The organism is Geomonas limicola, from assembly GCF_014193675.1.
GTDB lineage: Bacteria > Desulfobacterota > Desulfuromonadia > Geobacterales > Geobacteraceae > Geomonas > Geomonas limicola.
On the sequence record NZ_BLXZ01000007.1, the window covers coordinates 246,451 to 264,952 of the forward strand.

The 18,502-nt window shown below is 60.1% G+C and carries 17 protein-coding genes; 9 read left to right on the forward strand and 8 right to left on the reverse strand.

The genetic code is table 11. The features are described 5' to 3' along the window. Positions 1 to 4 precede the first annotated feature (4 nt). Together H7688_RS17500 and H7688_RS17505 are read left to right on the forward strand one after the other, a co-directional pair. A complete protein-coding gene (locus H7688_RS17500; RefSeq protein ID WP_183362490.1) occupies positions 5 to 364 on the forward strand; it encodes a circadian clock KaiB family protein in 360 nt (119 codons plus the stop codon). 3 nt (positions 365 to 367) lie between these two features. After that, entirely contained in the window at positions 368 to 2,530 is a 2,163-nt protein-coding gene (locus tag H7688_RS17505; RefSeq protein ID WP_183362491.1) for a GAF domain-containing protein, read from the forward strand. 140 nt (positions 2,531 to 2,670) lie between these two features. On the opposite strand, the gene H7688_RS17510 is transcribed toward H7688_RS17505, so the two are convergent. The 5 genes from H7688_RS17510 to H7688_RS17530 all read right to left on the reverse strand — a co-directional run bounded on the left by H7688_RS17510 (position 2,671) and on the right by H7688_RS17530 (position 8,678). Further along, positions 2,671 to 4,941, reverse strand: coding sequence for a PAS domain S-box protein (locus tag H7688_RS17510; RefSeq protein WP_183362492.1), 2,271 nt, complete (start codon positions 4,939 to 4,941; stop codon positions 2,671 to 2,673). A gap of 1 nt (position 4,942) precedes the next feature. Beyond that, a complete protein-coding gene (locus tag H7688_RS17515) occupies positions 4,943 to 5,401 on the reverse strand; it encodes a response regulator (protein WP_183362493.1) in 459 nt (152 codons plus the stop codon). Between the two features lie 120 nt (positions 5,402 to 5,521). Then, positions 5,522 to 6,895: a sensor histidine kinase gene (locus H7688_RS22710; protein WP_246329865.1), complete on the reverse strand. Its 1,374-nt coding sequence runs from the start codon at positions 6,893 to 6,895 to the stop codon at positions 5,522 to 5,524. Between the two features lie 533 nt (positions 6,896 to 7,428). Beyond that, entirely contained in the window at positions 7,429 to 7,863 is a 435-nt protein-coding gene (locus tag H7688_RS17525; protein WP_183362494.1) for a response regulator, read from the reverse strand. 299 nt (positions 7,864 to 8,162) lie between these two features. Continuing rightward, positions 8,163 to 8,678, reverse strand: coding sequence for a Spy/CpxP family protein refolding chaperone (locus tag H7688_RS17530; protein ID WP_183362495.1), 516 nt, complete (start codon positions 8,676 to 8,678; stop codon positions 8,163 to 8,165). A gap of 240 nt (positions 8,679 to 8,918) precedes the next feature. Between H7688_RS17530 and H7688_RS17535 the strand changes: the two genes are divergently transcribed. Further along, positions 8,919 to 9,635 (forward strand): response regulator, encoded by a 717-nt coding sequence (locus H7688_RS17535; RefSeq protein WP_183362496.1) that lies wholly within the window; start codon positions 8,919 to 8,921, stop codon positions 9,633 to 9,635. A gap of 8 nt (positions 9,636 to 9,643) precedes the next feature. Beyond that, positions 9,644 to 11,062, forward strand: coding sequence for an ATP-binding protein (locus H7688_RS17540; RefSeq protein ID WP_183362497.1), 1,419 nt, complete (start codon positions 9,644 to 9,646; stop codon positions 11,060 to 11,062). Between the two features lie 24 nt (positions 11,063 to 11,086). Here the strand turns inward: H7688_RS17540 and H7688_RS17545 are convergent, their stop codons facing one another. The 3 genes from H7688_RS17545 to H7688_RS17555 form a co-directional block, all read right to left on the reverse strand. Beyond that, positions 11,087 to 11,656 (reverse strand): DNA-3-methyladenine glycosylase, encoded by a 570-nt coding sequence (locus tag H7688_RS17545; protein ID WP_183362498.1) that lies wholly within the window; start codon positions 11,654 to 11,656, stop codon positions 11,087 to 11,089. A gap of 5 nt (positions 11,657 to 11,661) precedes the next feature. Continuing rightward, complete coding sequence (locus tag H7688_RS17550) at positions 11,662 to 12,138, reverse strand: hypothetical protein (protein WP_183362499.1); 477 nt, start codon at positions 12,136 to 12,138, stop codon at positions 11,662 to 11,664. A gap of 149 nt (positions 12,139 to 12,287) precedes the next feature. Then, entirely contained in the window at positions 12,288 to 12,908 is a 621-nt protein-coding gene (locus H7688_RS17555) for a DUF4136 domain-containing protein (RefSeq protein WP_183362500.1), read from the reverse strand. A gap of 282 nt (positions 12,909 to 13,190) precedes the next feature. On the opposite strand from H7688_RS17555, the gene H7688_RS17560 reads away from it, so the two are divergent. The 5 genes from H7688_RS17560 (at position 13,191) to H7688_RS17580 (ending at position 18,426) form a co-directional block, all read left to right on the forward strand. After that, a complete protein-coding gene (locus H7688_RS17560) occupies positions 13,191 to 13,661 on the forward strand; it encodes a universal stress protein (protein WP_183362501.1) in 471 nt (156 codons plus the stop codon). Between the two features lie 85 nt (positions 13,662 to 13,746). Further along, positions 13,747 to 13,914, forward strand: a complete 168-nt coding sequence (locus H7688_RS17565; protein ID WP_183362502.1) for a rubredoxin — start codon at positions 13,747 to 13,749, stop codon at positions 13,912 to 13,914. Positions 13,915 to 14,366: 452 nt separating this feature from the next. Further along, positions 14,367 to 15,050: an ABC transporter ATP-binding protein gene (locus tag H7688_RS17570; RefSeq protein ID WP_183362503.1), complete on the forward strand. Its 684-nt coding sequence runs from the start codon at positions 14,367 to 14,369 to the stop codon at positions 15,048 to 15,050. Then, positions 15,043 to 17,538 carry an ABC transporter permease gene (locus H7688_RS17575; RefSeq protein WP_183362504.1) on the forward strand — a complete coding sequence of 832 codons (2,496 nt, stop codon included), beginning with the start codon at positions 15,043 to 15,045 and terminating at the stop codon, positions 17,536 to 17,538. The genes H7688_RS17570 and H7688_RS17575 overlap by 8 nt, the downstream gene beginning before the upstream one ends. Before the next feature lie 225 nt (positions 17,539 to 17,763). Next, a complete protein-coding gene (locus tag H7688_RS17580; RefSeq protein ID WP_183362505.1) occupies positions 17,764 to 18,426 on the forward strand; it encodes an arylesterase in 663 nt (220 codons plus the stop codon). Positions 18,427 to 18,502 lie beyond the last annotated feature (76 nt).

Consider the following 18,502-nt stretch of genomic DNA (forward strand, 5'->3'; position numbering starts at 1 on the left):
TGTCATGAGGGATAACGACAACACGCGCAGCGCACAGAAAAACAAGCGTCTTACCGGGACCGGTACCACCCGACCCCCCTTCGATTGCGCCACCTACGATTTCCGACTGTTCGTGAGCGGAATGACGCCGAACTCCCTGCGCGCCATCGAAAACATCCGCGCCTTTTGCAAGGAACACCTGGCGGGGCGCTACCACCTGGAAATCATCGACATCTACCAACAGCCACTGTGCGCCAAGGAATACCAGATTGTCGCCGTCCCTACCCTGGTGAAGCAGACCCCGCCCCCCGCCCGACGCTTTATCGGAGACCTCTCCCACACCGACCGACTGTTGAGCGGACTCGGCGTCTCATGTTCGAGGTGAGTTATGGCCTGCGAATATCCCAACGCTGTCCCGTTTCAGGAAGTGGTTGAACTAAAAAACCGCCTCGAAGAGGCCGAGGAGACCCTTCGGGCCATCGGCCGCGGACAGGTCGATGCCTTCGTGGTGACGGGTTCCGACGGAGATCAGGTCTTCACCCTCAAAGGCGCCGATCACCCCTACCGTGTGCTTGTTGAGACCATGAACGAAGGTGCGGCCACCCTCTCGGAAGACGGCACCATCCTCTACGGCAACCAGCGTCTGGCTGACCTGCTCGGCGTTCAACTGACGCAGTTGATCGGCACCAAGCTTGCCTGGTACCTCTCGCCCATGCAGCGCCCCTTGCTCAACGCGCTCATGGCGCAGCCGGAGCCGGGGGGCGCTTCCGATGAGATGGTCCTCATCACCGAGCAGGGGCAGAGCATCCCGGTCATCCTCTGCTGCTGCCCTTTCGAGGTCCCCGGTGGACATGGCGTAAGCGTGGTGATCACCGATCTTACGCTGCGCAAAAAAACCGAGGAGATCGTCGCCTCAGAACGCCTGGCGAGTTCGATCATCGAGCAGGCCGGGGAGGCCATCGTGGTCTGCGACGAGCGCGGCATCGTGATCCGGGCCAGCCAGGTTGCCCATGAACTGTGCGGCAGCAATCCGCTGTTGAGCCCCTTCAACGAGCTGTTCCCGCTGCGTTTTGTCTCTGGCCAGCCTTTCTCCATCTTTTCTCCCCTGCAAGGCGACTGCACCCGGTGCGCCGAAGTAGAATTCCCAACCCAAGCTCGCCAGCACCTGCAGCTTTTGCTCAACGCGACCAGTCTCACCGACAGCCAGGGTGCCATCATCGGCTGCGTAGTAACCCTTACCGATTTCACCCAGCGTAAAACCATGGAAGAGGCGATACGCCGGAAAAACGCGGTCCTCGAAGCAGTGAGTGCGGTGCTGCGGGCGGCACTGACGGCGCCGACCGAGCATGAACTGGCACAGGCCTGCCTCGGGATCGCTCAGCACCTAACCCAGAGCGCCTTCGGGTTCATCGGCGAGATACACGAGGACGGCTTTCAGCAACTGGCGGTCAGTAACCCAGGGTGGGATGCCTGCGACACCCTCGATTGCCAAGGGCACCGAGCCAGCGTCTGCGAGTTCAAAGTGCACGGGATTTACGGTAGGGTCATCAGTGACGGGCGCTCCCACTACTGCAACGATCTGCTCAACCACCCAAACCGGATCGGCCTTCCCAATGGCCACCCTCCCCTCGACTCCATTTTGGGGGTGCCGCTGTTCAGGAACTCCCGAATCACCGGCATGATTGCCGTAGCGAACCGGCCGGGGGGGTTCACCCAGGCGCAGCAGGAGTCTCTGGAACTGCTGGCCCCGGCGGTGGTGGAGGCGTTTTTGCGCAAGCGCGCGGAGGAAGACCTGAAAAGGCTCAATGCGGAACTGGAAAACCGGGTCGACCTGAGGACCGCGGAGCTTAGGGAGAAGGACCAGTTGCTCCTCTTGCAGAGCCGGCAAGCCGCCATGGGAGAGATGATCGGCAACATCGCCCACCAGTGGCGCCATCCTTTGAACCTGCTGGGATTAACCGTGCAGCAGTTCCTGCTGTTTTACGACCTCGGTCATTTCGACCGGGCCTTCGTATCCCAGAGTGTCAGCAAGGCGATGGAACTCATCGAACACATGTCCCGCACCATCGACGATTTCCGGAACTATTTCAAACCTGACAAGGTGAAGGTGGACTTCAACGTAAGGGATACGGTCACCGGTACCCTTTCCCTGATCCGCGGCAGCCTGCAGACGCCCCGCATCGACATCGAGCTGCACGCCGACCGGGACCTGGTCATCCATGGCTACCCCAACGAATTTGCCCAGGTCCTCATCAACATCCTGATCAACGCACGCGACGCGCTAGCGGAACGCCAGTGCCCCGCCCCCAAAGTGACCATCCACATAACCCGCGACGGCGAGACCACCGTGGTAACTGTCGCGGACAACGCCGGTGGGGTGCCCGACGAGATCATCGACAAGATCTTCGACCCCTATTTCAGCACCAAGGGCCCTCAACTGGGGACCGGCGTGGGGCTGTTCATGTCGAAATCGATCATCGAGCGCAACATGGGGGGGCGGCTCGCGGTCCGCAACACCGAGGAAGGAGCAGAGTTCCGGATCGAGATATAGCCGCGGCACGTAAGCTCACGAGCATCCCTCTTAAGTTCAGCCCCCACCAGTAACGAAACCACAAGCCCTCTGGAATTTCCTCTTAATCAATCATTTTAGTCCGGTAGCACCCTCCCCCAGATCCCCTGCTACGGTTGGCGTTAGTGCTCGTCCAGAACGTCGCGGATGGTTTTTAGCAGGTGGGTCGGCAGGATCGGCTTGGCTATCAGGCGGAACTCCTTTCCTTGCAGTCCGCCCAAGGCGTCGGCAGGATAGCCGCTGGTGAAAAGGATCTTGAGGCCGGGCTTCAAGCTGATCAGTTCCTCGTAGACCTCCCGGCCGTTTCTGCGCGGCATGATCGAATCCAGGAACAACAGGTCGATCTCGTCCTGGTGCTCGCGGAACCTCGCGATGGCCTCTTCGCCGTCGGCGGCCTCGATGACCCGGTAGCCATACGCCTCGAGGATCTTGCGGTCCAGGTTCCGGGTCGCTTCGTCGTCTTCGGCGACCAGAATGGTCTCGTGTCCCCCCTTGGGCGGGGCTTCCGGCCCTTTCACCCGCTGCACCGACTCGCGCGTGGTGACCGGGAGGTAGATCTGGAAGGTGGTACCCAGCCCCGGCTCGCTGTAGCAGGTGATGAAGCCGTTATGCTGCTTCACGATGCCGTACACGATGGCGAGGCCGAGCCCGGTACCGCGTCCCGACTCCTTGGTGGTGAAAAACGGCTCGAAAATCCGGGTCCGGACCCGCTCGTCCATCCCCACTCCGTTGTCACTGAACCTGAGGCTCGCGTAGCGCCCGGGGACACCGTAGCCGTGCAGCTTCACGAACTGCTCGTCGAGGTCGACCACCGCGGTGCTGATGCGGATGGCGCCGCCCGAGGGGATGGCGTCGCGCGAATTGGTGGCGAGGTTGATCAGTACCTGCTCGATCTGTCCCGAATCCGCCAGGATGGTCGGGTCCTCGGTCGTGAGGTTCACCTGGTAGGCCACGTTTTCCTTGAGGAGCATGACGATCAGGCGCTCCACCTTCTTGATGATGCCGTTCAGGCTCACCGGCTTGGTCTCAATGGGGGTTTTCCGGCTGAATCCGAGTAGGGCTTGGGTGAGGTTCGCCGCGCGACTGGCCGCCTCGAGTATCTGGTGCACGTTTTCGGCGAGCGGGTCGTGCTTTTCCAGCTTGAGGTCCAAAAGGCTCGCGTGCCCGATGATGGCCGTGAGGATGTTATTGAAATCGTGGGCGATGGCGCCGGCCAGGGTTCCCAGCGCCTCCATTTTCTGCGCCTGGCGCAGCTGCTGTTCCAGGCTCACCCGGTGCGTGATGTCCGAGCCGATGGTTGAGGCACCGGCCACGTTGCCGTCGGCATCGACGATGGGTGAGATGGTGAGGGAGAGATTGATGATCTTGCCGTCCTTTCTGCGGTGCAGGGTCTCGAAGTGCTCCACGTGGTCACCTTGCCGCGTGCTCTCCAGAATCTGCTGCAGTTCGTTGTCCGCCCCCTCCGGCAGTACCTGGCCGTACCAGTGCCCTTTCATCTCGTCGCGGCTGTAGCCGTAGATCCTCTCCGCACCGCGGTTCCAGCTCAGCACGATCCCTTCCAGGTTCATCCCGATGATGGCGTCGTCGGTCGATTCCACGATGGCACCGAGCTGTAGCAGCTGCTCGTCGGCGTAGCGCTGCTGGGTGATGTCGTTGAGGATGACCAGGTGCTTGTTGCCGATGATCGAGCCGAGCATCTCCACGACGCGCTGCGTGCCGTCCTTGCAGGTCACGCGGTAACGGTGCGGCTCGATGTCGTTGCCGGTGCGCTGCGCCTTTTCCTGGGCATGCTGCCAGGTAAGGCGCACCTGTTGCCGGTAGTCGGGGTCGCTATAGGCCCGCTCCCACCAGTCGTCGAGATCCCTCAGGTCGTCGTGGGTGTAGCCGAAAACCCTCACAAATTTTTCGTTGAGAAAGATGATACGTTCCTCATCGTCATAAATGGCCATGGCGACCGGAGAACAGCGGATCACGCGGCGAAACTCCTCCTCGCTGGAAACCAGGGCGAGGTGCTGGCGCTTCTTCTCCAGTGCGGCGCGGACCGCTGCGGGAAGCCGTTTGAAGTGCTTCGGATGTTTGACCACGTAGTCGTCCAGCCCGCACTTCATCGCTTCGACCGCGATCTCCTCGTTGCCGGTGCCGGTGAACATGATCACCGGACAGTCCGGCAGGACGGCACGCACCCGGCGCAACACCTCGAGACCGTCGCTCCAGTTGAGCCGGTAATCGGTGATGACCAGGTCGAAGCGCCGCGCCTGGAGGGCTTGTTCCAGGGCTTCTGCCTGGTAGACCTGATCGACGGCGAGTCCCGCGAACTCCTTTTGCAGTTCGTGGATCACCAGGGTGCGGTCGTCCGGGTTGTCGTCGACAAGCAGCAGGTTCAAACGCTCCATGTCAGCTCCTGAAACCGGTGCTGCGCTCGGGTATCTGGTTCATCCCGAGCCAGTACTGGGTAAGGGTCTGCATCATGACCAACAGGGTGTTGAAGGAGGGGGGCTTCACGAGGTACGAGTTGCAGCCATGTTCGTAGGCGCGGTTTATCTCGGCGATCTCGCTGCAGGAGCTGAGCACCACGACGGGGATGCGCCTGAGGGCGGGATGACTGCGCAGCCAGCTGAGAAATTCCAGCCCGGAACTGCAGTGCATCATGTCGAGCATGACCAAATCGGGCGGCGGATAGTTTTCGCCGTCGGCGTAACACCCTTCAGCACAGAGATACTGCTTGGCATCCTCCACACGCCCGACGGCCTGGACAGGGGCGATCACGCCGACGCGTTGCAGTGCCAGCCGGGTAAAACGCGAATCGTCAAGGTTATCATCCAGAAGGAGAATGGTGTGGTGTACGTAGCTCATAGGACGGTCTCCGGTAGCTCTCGCTCCAGCATAGAGGCTCTTTTTCCACTTTCTGTCGCCCTTAGGAGAGGTTGTTGTTCGTCTTGGTTCAGCCTCCGATCCTCAAGGGGGTGCCGGTCGTCAACGGTCTTCGAGTGCTGCAGGGAGCTCGATCCAGAACCGGCTCCCTGCACCGAGTCGCGAGATCACCCCGATGCGCCCACCGTGCCTCTGCACCGCCTTACGTGCGATGGCAAGGCCGATCCCGGTACCCGGATAGCTTTCCACGCCGTGCAACCGCTCAAAGACCTGAAAGATACGCTCCTGATTTTCCATCGCGATACCGATGCCGTTGTCCTGCACCCAGAGCCGCACCGTGTCCTGGACCAGGTCTGCCCACACCTGCACCCTGGGCTGCACCCCCGGTGCCACGTACTTGAGTGCGTTGGAAAGAAGGTTCCATACCACCTGGACCAGCACCGTAAAGTTGCCGTGCACCGCTGGCCACTCTATGGCCCCGTGCAGTTCGATGTTACCGGACTGTCCGGCGCGACTGAGTTGGTCCACCGCTTCCTGGAGCACCGCGTCCAACCGCACCGTCTGCAGGGCCATCTCGTCGCTGCTCAGTCGGCTGTAGGAGAGCAGATCCTGGATCAACTGGTCCATGTCCTGTCCCACGGCGATGATCCTCCCGAGGAACGCGTCTCGTTCGGGATCCCCTCCCCCTTCGTGCTGGTCCTGGAGAATCGAGGCGAAACTGACGATGGCGCGCAGCGGCGCACGCAGACCGTGGGATACCGAAAAGGCGAAGGCATCGAGTTCCTCGTTTACCTCCTGCAACTGCGCGGTTCGCTCGGCAACCCGCTGCTCCAGTTCACTCGCATCCTTGGTCATCTTCTGGAGGTCCTGGGCATTCTTGGCTGCCTGGGCTGCAATCTGGGCTACGGAGTTGAGTTGTTCCAGATCGAACCCGGAAAAGACAGCGCCATCCAGCTTGTTTTGCGCCTCCAGATACCCGATCATGTTGCCGTCACTGGCCAAAAGCGGAGTGCTTATGACGTTGCGGACCCCGTGACGACCCGCCAGGCACGGATCGATGTGAGGGTCGTGCTCGGCGTCGATACTGAGGTAGGGCTGCGCACTGAATACCACGCGCCCCGGCAACTCCGGCCCCGGCTGCCACACCCTTTGACACGCTGCAGCGCTCCCCTGCCGGAGGTAACGATAACTGGAAAAGCCATCGGGGCTGCACAAGGCGACCAGACAATTTTCGGCCCGCAATAGCTGCTGGGTCTCACGTGCCACCTGGTCCAGGATCGATTCCAGGCTGGCCGTGGCGTGCAACGAAGCGCTCAGCTTCCGCAGCGTAGCCAGTGCCTCTTCAGTCCGTTTCTGCACAGTTGCATCGGTCAGCATCATTCCCAGAAATCCATCGCCCACGGGATGGACCTGCACCAGGTACCACCCAGAGGTTGCCTGGAACCCGAAGGTAACCGGGTGCCCGGATTCAAGCACATCACGGGCATGCTCCAGGAAAGGAACCTCCAGGGACTGAGGGAGCACTCGGCCAGCCCGCGTATCAGCAGGCACTGGCTGATCTCCACCCATTAACTGTCTGGCTGGTCCGTTGCTATCGACCAACAGCACATGCGGTTCCTGCTCACCGGGTGCCACCCGTAGAATCAGTGCAGGTTCTGGCATTTGGTTAAAGAACTGCCGATAGAGTTCCGCACCAGCTATGTAGGTATCGCCCTGATTTCCTTGAGCCATCGGGAGCCTTCCGTCATCGGGTTTTAAGCGCTTCCAGATTATAGCTGAGCTTTCTTAGTTTGCACTAATACAGATAGGGTACCTTCCGCCTTGCAGCAACAAGGCGGAAGATGACGGTGGGCAGAAGCGGGGAACATCAAAGGGGGTGGGAAATGGCTGGAGGACGGGGCGCTACGGGAAGAACAGACCGCCGAGTACTGATGAGGCAGAGAAATCACTAGCCACAGCGAATGCCGATTACCACAAAGTGGCTAGAATCGGAGCAAAACTGGCCGTTGTTAAAGAGCATAGCTAAGGCCGGCTACTGCTGCGTTGGTGTCCGGCACCGGAAACGCCTCCACCGTAAGCAGCCAGGGTGCTGCCGCCTGAAGTACGGCCTGTACCTGTTTTACACTTGCCGGCTTTTCGAGAACCTGGGCGATACCGGAGAGAGCAGCTTGCCGGCATACCTGGTGGCTCGCCTCGGAGGTAACCATGACGATATGCAGGTTGGGCAGCAGCATCTTGGCCTGCTCCCCAAGCAGGTAACCGTTCATCCCCGGCATGTTGAGGTCGGTGACCATGGCGTCGCAAGGGTGCACGCGCAGGACTTCGAGGGCCTCTTCGCCGCTGGTCGCGTAATAGGCAGTGATGCCTCGTTGCCGCACGATACTCTCTACCAGTCTGAGGTAGAGGATGTCGTCGTCGACAAACAGGATGGGGTCTTTTCGCATGATCGCTCCGTTCTGCTAGTTGCTGCCACCTGCAAGGCAGGTGCAGCGCTCCTGGTGATCGTGGTTGTGTGTTCCCGGCAGCGCCAGGAGCGTTGCTCACAGGGTGGTGCCTGGATACCGATTGGCGTTGTCAGTGCCGGCAAGTGTAGAATCAGCGTGGCGCAGCACTATGTCATTGCCATCCTGACCTGGTGATGGCGTCCGGCAAAACTCTTGTGAATAAAACGCGTGATCTGTCGCTGCGGTTGACAGAAAATCGTCGATTGTGCATGCGATACAAACGACAGCGAACCCAGTTTCTACCTCGGGCCCGGCCCTTCCCAGGGGTCAGCTTCCTGTCTCGGGCCCCTCTCGAGGCAGTTGGGAGGAGGCGGCATTTCGCCGGGCTGCGGCCGCAGCTTTTCAGCGAGGGCACGCTGGGATGCGGTCAGCAGCGAAAGTATTCTGAAGCTTGTTTTGACATGGGAAACCATGCGTTCCGCATCGAGCGCGGCCAGTGCAGTGGCGGTGCTACGAACCGCAGCATCGTCGAAACTTGCAGCACGCTCAGCCTCGTGCAGCTTTTCATGCAGCGCCTCCGCCTTACCCCGTTGCACACGTTCTGAAATGCGCTCTTCGTTTACGATGCTCTCTATCTGCTTTTTCTGGGAATCGCTCAGGTCGAGAGCCCGAGCGACCATGGGTGGGAACGGGCCAGCAGACGGCCTGCCACCAACCTCGTGTTCCTGGAAATCAGGTCCCTGATGTGCCTGACACAAAAGAGCTCCACCCAAAATCAGTGCTGAACCCAACACTACTACCAGTTTAGCTTTCATGGTTTGTCTCCTTTCTTTGGCTTACCTGTACCTGGTGACTCCCAAAGCTTTCTAGGTTCAGGAGGGCTGTATGAGGCATGCTTAAACGATGATCGAAGACTACGCCAGGGCGGGGTAAATTTGGGTCAAGAGATATGGATATTTGTGCAATACTGCCAGGACGTTCTTTACAATTCTTAACAAATTCCGAAGAGGGTTTATGGTTATACTGCGACCATCTCGAGGTGTAGGAGTAACCTGATGCAAAAGAAGATCTTGATCATCGACGACGACACGGGACTCTGTGAATTGCTGAGCAGTTACCTGGCCACCGAGGGGTTCGGGGTCGACAGCGTCAATGACGGCGCCGAGGGTGCCCAACGCGCCCTGACCGGCGACTATTCCATGGCAGTTCTGGACGTGATGCTCCCCTCACTCAACGGCTTCGAGGTCTTGCGACGGATCCGTCAGGGCTCCGAAATGCCGGTCCTCATGCTCACCGCCCGTGGCGAAGAGGTGGACCGCATCGTCGGACTGGAGATGGGCGCCGACGACTACCTCCCCAAACCGTTCAATCCGCGCGAGTTGGTGGCGCGTCTGCGTGCGATCCAGCGGCGCAGCCTGGCACAGCCCGCCGGCGAGACCCGGCTCAACATCCTCGAGGTAGGCGACGTCACCCTGGACCTGGGCATGCGCACCGTGGTCTGCTCCGGAAAAACCGTGGAACTCACCTCGATCGAGTTTTCGGTGTGCGAGGCACTGCTGCGTCAGGCAGGAACGGTACTGAGCCGGGAAGACCTGACCCGACAGGCACTGGGGCGGGAATTCGGCAGCTTCGATCGCAGCATCGACGTCCACGTCAGTAGCCTGCGCCGAAAACTCGGACCCGGTGTCGGCGGCAACGACCGCATCAAGTCTATTCGCGGCATCGGCTACCTGTACGGATTTTCCGCCGCTGAGCGCCACCGCAACCTGTAGGGATCTCCATGCATAGCATCTTCAGCAAACTCTTTTTCTCATTCTGGCTCGCCACCATCCTGTCGGGAGTGGTCTTTTTCCTCCTGGCCTTCAACCTGCGCCTGAAACCGCTGCATGAGGAGCACCGCAGACGCTGGGATGCCGAACGAACCGGGTTCATGAGCGAGGTCCTCACCTTGTACGGTACGGCAGCCGTTGCGAGTTTCGAGAAGGAAGGGAAGCTGCCCACGCCACCGAGTGTTCCCCCTCAACCAGCCGGCATGCCGGGACCGGCCAAACACCTCCAGGCCTTTTTCTTCAAAGCAGACGGTAGCGCCCTCAGTAGCGACGTGCCGCCGCAGATACGGGAGGCAGTACGAAAGCAGGAAGCTGCACCTGGAGCAGTGCAGGCACCTGGACGCCTTCTGGTGCTGCCGATAACAGGACCCTCCGGAGCACGCTACCTGGTGGCCAGCCAAAGCTGGCCCGGCCCCGGTCCCGGCAATCCCCCGCCCCCCCGCTTCCCCAGGCCCTTTCCTCCTGAATTCTGGCTGCAGATGCTGATCACCTTCGTAGTGAGCGGCACGGTCTGTTACGGGCTCTCCTGGCGTCTGACCGCTCCGGTGCGGCGGCTCAGGGAAGCCACCCAGGAACTGGCCAACGGCCACCTGGCAACGCGGGTTGTCATCAAAAGCAGGGGAAAGGGGGACGAGATAGTTGGCCTGGGCCAGGATTTCAACCAGATGGCGAGCCGCCTCGAGAAGTTGGTCAACGCACACCGTCAGCTGTTACGCGACGTAAGTCACGAGCTGCGCTCGCCGCTGGCCCGGATGAACGTGGCCCTTGAGATCGCACGACAGCAGTCGCCGGAATCGGCCGAGCCTCCCCTGCAACGCATCCAGCAAGAAGGAGAGCGCCTGAACCAGTTGATCGGCGAGTTGCTGACCTTGAGCCGGCTGGACGGAGACACCGGGGCCGAGCGCACGGAAGTCGATGTGGCTGAACTGGCCGCCGAAGTGGTTCAGGACGCCGACTTCGAGGCGTGTGCCGGCAACCGGCATGTCGAATATCACCCGGAAAGGGGGCTGCTTGTTGTGGGGAACCGGGAACTTCTGCGGCGGGCATTGGAAAACGTGGTCCGAAATGCGGTGCGCTACACCGCGGAGGGGAGCTCTGTTACGGTTACCCTGCAGCAGGCCCCGGGACCGCAGGCCTTGATTCGGGTGAGGGATTTCGGGCCGGGGGTGCCCGAGGAGCAGCTCGACGACATATTCCGCCCCTTCTACCGGGTCGCCGAGGCGCGCGATCGGCAAAGCGGAGGGACGGGAATCGGCCTTGCCATCACAGAGCGGACCGTGGCCTTGCACGGCGGTTCGGTCGTTGCCCGGAACCTGCCCGAAGCCGGACTCGAGGTGGAAATCTGCCTTCCGCTGGTTTCCAAAGGCTGAAACTGCATGGGGGATGTTGTCCTCTCAACTCCGCGAGACGTATGGGTTACCCTTCAGATAGAACCTGAGCGGGAGAGCCGCCCACTCCTTTGCGTAGGCGACGCCGATGCGCGGCTTGGCCTGGATCTGCTCTGGGTCAGGGAGCGGCGCGTCGACCAGGTGCAGTTCGTCGCTGACCAGGTCCTGTCCGTTCAGGGAGCCGTCGATCCCGAGTGCCTTGCAGAGCAGACCGGGCCCCTGGGTCCGCATTTCGATTCCTTGCACCGGTTCCAGCGCGCGCAGCAGGACCGCCGTCCCATGCCCCTCCTCCTCGGTCACCATGTTGAGGCACCAGTAGATCCCATACACCAGGTAAACATAGGCGTACCCCGGTGGTCCGAAGAGCACCCGGGTACGCTTGGTGAGCCCCTTGGAGGAGTGCGCCGCGAGATCCTGCGGCCCAAGATAGGCCTCCACCTCCACGATCCTCCCCACCCGCACCTCGCCTCCCACCCGACGTTCCAGCAGCTTCCCCAAGAGTTCGCGAGCCACCAGTTGAGTTTCGCGCTGGAAGAACGAACGTTGTAAACGCTGGGAGAGACCGGGTCCGTCCACCTGGATCAATCCAGGCCGTAGCGCGGCGAATCACTCAGTTTGCGCCAGGTCTCGGTTCTAACTACGGTTGAGGAATCGACGAGAGCATACGGGACGTAGTTCAAGGTGAGATAAAAATCTGGCTGGGCGAAATAGCTTCCGGCAAGAGTGGAAGGCGCCAGGTTCGAGGAGAGCGAAAAGGCGCCTTGCCGGCTGTTGAGAACGGTGTTGGCGGAGGCCCCGAGATGGTAGCTTCCGGAGGCGGTGAACCCGCCGTTGCCGGCGAGGCTCATGGTATAGTCGGTTTCCTTGAGGCGCAGCGTTCCACTACTGAAACTGGCAAATCGCGTGGTTCCGCTCGCCGAGGTTATCTCGACCTGGGAGGTGACCAGTCGGTAGGTGCCCCGAGTGTCGGCCATTACCGAGGTTACGGCAACCGCGTTTTCTCCCTCACCGCACCCGGCAGTCACCAGCAAGAACAGTAGGGCCCAAAAGCGGAACATCGCGACTCCTTTCCAGCAGGTTCATTAGTGCCTTTCGCGCAGCCGGTACCAGAAATCTTGCGACTGCCCCCAACCCTACCTTGCCACGCACTGCCATAAGTCACCCCAGGCAGGAAAACCCAGGAATCGGCCGACCGCCATCGAACCGCTTAGAGAAGCCTTTCCTTGGCGAGGGCTTCGTACACCATGTTACCCAGATCCTTCGCCACACTTATCACGTTATCCGGTTCGTAACTGGTGACGGTGGCTGCCCAGACGAGTTTTCCGGTTCCGGTATCAAACACGTTGATCTGCAGGGTCGCGATATCGTAGGTCGAGATGTAGGTAGGGCCGGCCATCGTGCCGTAATATCCGTAAAGATCCCAGGTGGGGAAAGCCTCGGGGTACCAGTACCCGGGGTAGGTATTGACATAGCCAGGCTCGATTGCGGTCTGACGCTCGACCTTGGTGGTCTGCACGGTCAGCACCGAATCCGCCGCCGCCTTTTTCACGGCACGGTCCAGCACCCCGCGGTCTGGTCTGACTCCACTTGGGATCAAGGTATGGCTCGGAATCGCATCGATACCATGTTTAGTCAGTTCACTCGCCATGACGTCTTCATACACGGGACGGTTCACATCTTTTTTGGTGATGCTGACCACCAGCATTTTATGCAAACGAATCGGGTGCAATGACGGGTTCCGCCAGGTCTCGACAACAGAGATCGAAGAGCAGGAGCTAAAGACCAGGGCAACCAACAGTACTCCAGCAATCTTGAGAGAGCGATGCATGTGGTACCTCCTCTGTGCCCGGCTGATGTAACCGGGACAAGGCTAGGGCCAGGTGACATAGGCAACTGCGAGATCGATCTTGCACCGATGGGGCTATCAGGACCAAAATAGTTATATCAAGTTGCCGCAGGTTGGCAATGAACTATACTTGGAGGGCCTTAATAATTAAAAAATCGGAAGCAGTAGCCGGACACCACCTAGGTGGGTGATTTCACCCAACTTTCCGGTCCGCTCTTCTCATGGGACGCGAGAGTTTCGATGGCAGCCGGTAAAGGAGGCGTCATGGAACAGATCAAGCACATACTGGTAGTCAGCAGACTCAGTCAGTACTGCCGCGATGCAGTTGGAATCGGTATATCGCTGGCCAAGAAGTACGGTTCCCAGATAACCGTGCTGCACCTGGTCTCCAACCCGGTGACCATGGAGGCCCTGAACGCTCCCCTCCCCTTCCCGGACAGCCATCACAAAACCTATGCGAGCGTCCAGGATGAAACACGGGAAGAGTTGGACCAGCTCCTCAAACGTGAGATGAACGCGGGGCTTCCCTTGAAGGTCCTGGTGAAGGACGGACGCCCGATTGACGAGATCGTAAAAGTGGTCAACGACGAGAAGATCGACCTGATGGTCCTTTTGGCCCATGAGGAAGGTCGGCTGGAGCACCTGCTGTTTGGCCGCGACAATGACGCGGTGATTCGCCGGATGCCGTGTTCCATACTGCTGGTGAAACGTGAACCGGGTCGCGTTAATTGGTAAGGAGCACTGCAATGAGGTCCTGGCACAGCAAGAGGCCGGGACCTCAGGCACCAGCGAACCTTCACTGCACCAAAAGGAGAATCCGATGCAACGATGGATCTGTACCGTTTGTCAGTACGTGTACAACCCCGCAGTTGGTGACCCTGTCAACGAGATCCCGCCCGAGACCCCCTTCGACGACCTGCTCGAAGCCTGGACCTGCCCGATCTGCAAGACCGACAAGAGCTTTTTCATCCCGTTTAGCCCGGAATAAGGATCTGCGTATGGCAAATCGGTTGCATTGATCCCGGATGCAACCCAGCCACCCTCACGTCCTCCCCTTTGCGATGGGGAAACAGAGGGGATTTGGTGCAGGTTCCTGCCGACTCTTCCTTTGCCACAGAGCTGAATCCCCCCAGTACCCCCTTTTCCAAAGTGGGGGACGTATTGGATCTGGTGTTGGCTAAAGATCTACCTGGGAAGAGCACCGGGCATACTAATTGTCAATAATCCGCGTCTCGCCGAAATTCCGCCGGCAATCTTCCTGACGGCACACACGGGGGCCTCATTTCCCTTGTGGTGTTATTTAGTCTCTTCCTGAGTAGGCCTAACCTTAGCCAATACCTGGTGTCTGTGCTACAGTAGTGCACTGCGGCTTTGCCGTCAGGATCTGGCGACTCCACGTTGAGAGACCTGCCAGAACCAACCTGCACCGGAAAGATCATCATGCACAACAGCATCGAAACCAAAGCGCTCACCAAGAACTACCGGATCGGCGAGCGGAGTATCTGCGTCCTCGACTCGGTCTCCTTAACCGTGGCGCCCGGCGAGTTCGTCGTGGTAACCGGCGAAAGCGGCAGCGGGAAATCGACCCTGCTGACCCTGCTTTCTGGCCTGGACCGCCCCGATGCCGGCAGGGTCTTCATCGAGAACCGTGACATCACCGACCTCGACGAGGATACACTCGCTCCGCTGCGCAACACTACGTTCGGCTTCGTCTTTCAGTCGTTTCACCTGGTTCCCTCGCTCAACGTGTTGGAGAACGTGATGTTTCCAGCGGAGCTGCGCGGTGATCCCCAGGCACGCCCGGGGGCGCAGGCACTCCTGACGCGAGTGGGCCTGAGCGACCGTCTTACCAGCTTCCCGAACCAGCTCTCCGGCGGCGAAAAGCAGCGTTGTGCCATCTGTCGCGCCCTCATCAACAACCCACGCATCGTCTTTGCCGACGAACCAACCGGCAACCTCGACTCGGTCAACGGTGCAGCGGTCCTCGACCTTTTACTCGAACTGCACCGCGAGCGCGGCACCACCCTGCTCATGGTGACCCACAGCCCGGAGATCGCAGGGCGCGCGGATCGGGTCGTCACCCTCAAAGACGGCAGGATCGTTTCGGATCAAACCCGTGTCTAGCCTCCGCTTCGTCATCCGCCAGATCGCCGGCGCCCGGCGCCAGGGCGCCATCTTCGTCATGTGCGTGGCGCTCTCCATTGTCTCGTTGGTCTCGCTGGGGAGTTTCAGCCGCAGCGTGCAGGCCTCGCTGTTGCGCGACGCCCAGGCACTGCATGCAGGCGACCTGATCGTGCATGCCCACGCTCCTATTCCCGCCTCCCTGCAGACGCGCCTGGACGAACTCACCCGCCAGGGACGCATCGCCACGGCCCGCTACTATGATTTCTACTCGGTGGTGCGCACCGTCGCCGGCAGCCGATCGCTTTTGTGCGATCTGAAGATCGTCGAACCAGGCTACCCCTTCTACGGACGGGTGCTGCTCGCCTCAGGACGCGACTTCCGCCAGGTGCTCACCCCGGGCAGTCTCGTCGTAGAGCAGAGCCTGTTGGACCGTCTCCAGCTCCGGGTCGGCGACCGTCTCTCGGTTGGCAATGCCACCCTTACCATAAAGGACGTCGTGCTGCAGGAGCCCGACCGACCGGTGAACCTCTTTTCCCTGGGCCCCAGGGTCTTCGTACCCGCAGCCGACCTCAACTCCCTGGGTCTTATCGGTTTTGCCAGCCGTGTCGAGTACATTACTCTCGCCAAGGTCCTGCACGCCGGAGAACTAAACGGCCTCCTGGCCCAACTGCGTGCCGCAGTCGGAGAGAGTCGCATCCGCATCGACAGCTACCAGAGCGCCGACTCCCGGGTGAAACGCTTTTTCGACAACCTCCTTTTTTTCCTCGATTTAAGCGGGATCTTTACGCTGCTCTTGGCCGGATTCGGCATTCAAAGCACCCTTTTTGCGCTTTTGAAACAGCAGGAAAAGACCATAGCCGTCATGAAGGCTGTCGGTGCCCGCAGCCGCTACATCACTGGTCATTTCTGTGCGCTCACCCTCGTGTTGGGGCTGGTGGGAACCCTGGTAGGGTTGGCAGCGAGCCTTTTCCTTCAGGAATTTCTGCCGGCCCTTTTCCATGGCCTGGTCCCGGCACGGGTGGAACTGACACTGTCGCCCTGGGCCATCGGCGAGGGGATGCTGATCGGCCTCTTCGTGGTACTCCTTTTCACCGCCCTCCCCCTGTACCGCTTGAAGGAAGTGAGGCCGCGAGCCATCTTCGGCAAGGAGGAGTCCCCGGGCTTCTCGAACCGCTCCACCTGGGTGATCACGGCGCTCGGCGCAACATTCTTTCTGTCGCTGGTCCTGTTACGGATCAGGGAACTGAAGACCGGGGTATACTTCGTCCTCTCCATGGCCGGGCTCATCCTTGTCGCCTTCCTGCTCAGCTCTTTACTCTTACGATTTCTGAAAAGTCGGGATCCCCGTAACCTGGCCCTGCGCCAAGCCATCAAGGGTCTTTTCCGCCCCCGCAGCGCCACCCGCTCCATCATGGTCACCCTCTCAGCGGCCCTTGCTGTTATCTTCACCATCAGCCTGGTGGAACGTAATCTTGACGCCTCGTTCATCGATTCGTACCCGTCGGACGCACCGAACCTTTTCCTGGTGGATATCCAACCGGACCAGAAGGACGCTGTTGCGGGGCTGGTTGGGAGCGGTGCGAGCTTTTTCCCCATCATAAGGGGGACGGTGACCGCTATCAACGACAGCCCCATCGATCCCGAGCAGGAGCGCCGCTCCCGGGGCGACAACCTGGGTCGTGAATTCAACCTGACCTACTACGAGAAATTGCTGCAGGACGAGAAGATCAGCCAAGGTGGCAGCCTGTTCCGGGCAGACTGGAACGAGCCGCAGGTCTCGATACTGGACATCGTGGTGAAGATGCACCAGATGAAGGTTGGGGACCGGATCAGCTTCAAGATCCAGGGGATGCCCATTACCGCGCGTATTTCCAGCATCCGGACCCGGAGCGGCAGCGGGCTGACCCCGTTTTTCTACTTCGTGTTTCCGCCGGCGCTTCTCTCCGATGCGCCGCAGAGCCTGTTCTGTGCGGTACGTGTCCCCAAAGACAGGATCCCTGAACTGCAGAACCGACTGGTGGCCCGCTACCCGAACGTCAGCGTGATCAACATGGAAGAGACCGTCTCGGTATTCGGACACCTGATGGCCCGGCTTTCGACGATCGTGCGCTTCTTCACCTCGTTCAGCATTGCCGCCGGCGTTCTCATCATCGTAAGTTCGATCTTCGCAACCAGGTATGCCCGCATTCAGGAGGCGGTCTACTTCACCATTCTCGGGGCGCGCAGGCGTTTCGTGGCGACGGTTTTTGCAGCGGAGAGTCTCGTCTTGGGGCTGGCAAGCGGCAGCATCGCGCTCCTGATCGCACAGGTGGGGAGTTGGGCAATCTGCAGCAAAGGGCTCGAACTCGACTACCACCCCTACCCCGGCACCAGCCTCGGCCTTTTAGGAGCCACGGCGGTGCTGGTCCTGGTGGTTGGACTGGGCGCTTCGCTGCCGGTACTCAGGCACAAACCGGCGGGTTTTCTGCGCGAGCAGAGCGACGAATAAACAGTGTGCAGTCCACTCCGTAGGGGAGAATAATATTCGCCCGGCGCGCCGGCAGGCGCGTAAGATATGCAGGAGCCACCAGACAACCGATTCGGCCTTCGGCCGCCTCTCCCATACGGGAGAGTTTGGGCGAATGATTATTCGCCCCTACATATCGAAAACGCCCTTGCCTTAAATGGTGGCAGCTTCAGCCTTCCCGGAGTTCCTGGGTTCAGGAGATACTCAATGAAACTCAAAAACCTTTTAGCGGCAGTGATATCCCTCGCTCTCGGTCAACTCTGTTTTTTCCTGGTGGAACCGGCCCAGGCAGCCCCCTTCGAGGGGACCATTGTGGCAGCCGGAGACAGCCTCACCGCCGGCTATGGGGTGCCGGAGCGGGACGCCTACCCGGCACAACTGGAGCGAAAACTCATCCAATACGGCTACCACTGGAAGGTGGTCAACGCCGGGATCAGCGGCGAGACCAGTAGCGGGCTTTTGTCCCGGGTGGACTGGATCCTCAAGCTCAAGCCGGACATCGTCATCCTGGAGACCGGGGCCAACGACGGCATGCGCGGTGTCGATCCCAAGGTCACCGGGGCCAACATCGACAAGGCGGTGACGCGACTGCAGGCTAAGGGGGTGACCGTGGTGCTGGCGGGGATGCGCATGTTCGCCAATCTCGGCCCTACTTTCACCAAGGAATTCGCGGCCAACTACACAACCGTTGCCAAGAAGCACCATCTCATTCTCATACCCTTCTTCCTGGAGGGAGTAGCCGGAGTTCCCGCACTGAACCAGCAAGACGGCATCCATCCCGTTGCCAGCGGCTACCAGATCATCACTAACCGGGTGTATCCCTATGTGACAAAGGCGATCGACCTTAAGAGAAAAAAGCGTATACCCTAACCACGAAGCATCATTCAGAGATCGAAAAAAAGAGCGCTTAAGCTGCGTCTTTGCTTGCCTTTTGGTGCGATTTAAT

Excerpts from the sequence above, each read along its gene's own strand:
- H7688_RS17500 (WP_183362490.1), top strand. The coding sequence starts at position 5 with ATGAGGGATAACGACAACACGCGCAGCGCACAGAAAAACAAGCGTCTT.
- H7688_RS17505 (WP_183362491.1), top strand. The coding sequence starts at position 368 with ATGGCCTGCGAATATCCCAACGCTGTCCCGTTTCAGGAAGTGGTTGAA.
- H7688_RS17510 (WP_183362492.1), bottom strand. The coding sequence starts at position 4,941 with ATGGAGCGTTTGAACCTGCTGCTTGTCGACGACAACCCGGACGACCGC.
- H7688_RS17515 (WP_183362493.1), bottom strand. The coding sequence starts at position 5,401 with ATGAGCTACGTACACCACACCATTCTCCTTCTGGATGATAACCTTGAC.
- H7688_RS17525 (WP_183362494.1), bottom strand. The coding sequence starts at position 7,863 with ATGCGAAAAGACCCCATCCTGTTTGTCGACGACGACATCCTCTACCTC.
- H7688_RS17530 (WP_183362495.1), bottom strand. The coding sequence starts at position 8,678 with ATGAAAGCTAAACTGGTAGTAGTGTTGGGTTCAGCACTGATTTTGGGT.
- H7688_RS17535 (WP_183362496.1), top strand. The coding sequence starts at position 8,919 with ATGCAAAAGAAGATCTTGATCATCGACGACGACACGGGACTCTGTGAA.
- H7688_RS17540 (WP_183362497.1), top strand. The coding sequence starts at position 9,644 with ATGCATAGCATCTTCAGCAAACTCTTTTTCTCATTCTGGCTCGCCACC.
- H7688_RS17550 (WP_183362499.1), bottom strand. The coding sequence starts at position 12,138 with ATGTTCCGCTTTTGGGCCCTACTGTTCTTGCTGGTGACTGCCGGGTGC.
- H7688_RS17555 (WP_183362500.1), bottom strand. The coding sequence starts at position 12,908 with ATGCATCGCTCTCTCAAGATTGCTGGAGTACTGTTGGTTGCCCTGGTC.
- H7688_RS17560 (WP_183362501.1), top strand. The coding sequence starts at position 13,191 with ATGGAACAGATCAAGCACATACTGGTAGTCAGCAGACTCAGTCAGTAC.
- H7688_RS17565 (WP_183362502.1), top strand. The coding sequence starts at position 13,747 with ATGCAACGATGGATCTGTACCGTTTGTCAGTACGTGTACAACCCCGCA.
- H7688_RS17570 (WP_183362503.1), top strand. The coding sequence starts at position 14,367 with ATGCACAACAGCATCGAAACCAAAGCGCTCACCAAGAACTACCGGATC.
- H7688_RS17580 (WP_183362505.1), top strand. The coding sequence starts at position 17,764 with ATGAAACTCAAAAACCTTTTAGCGGCAGTGATATCCCTCGCTCTCGGT.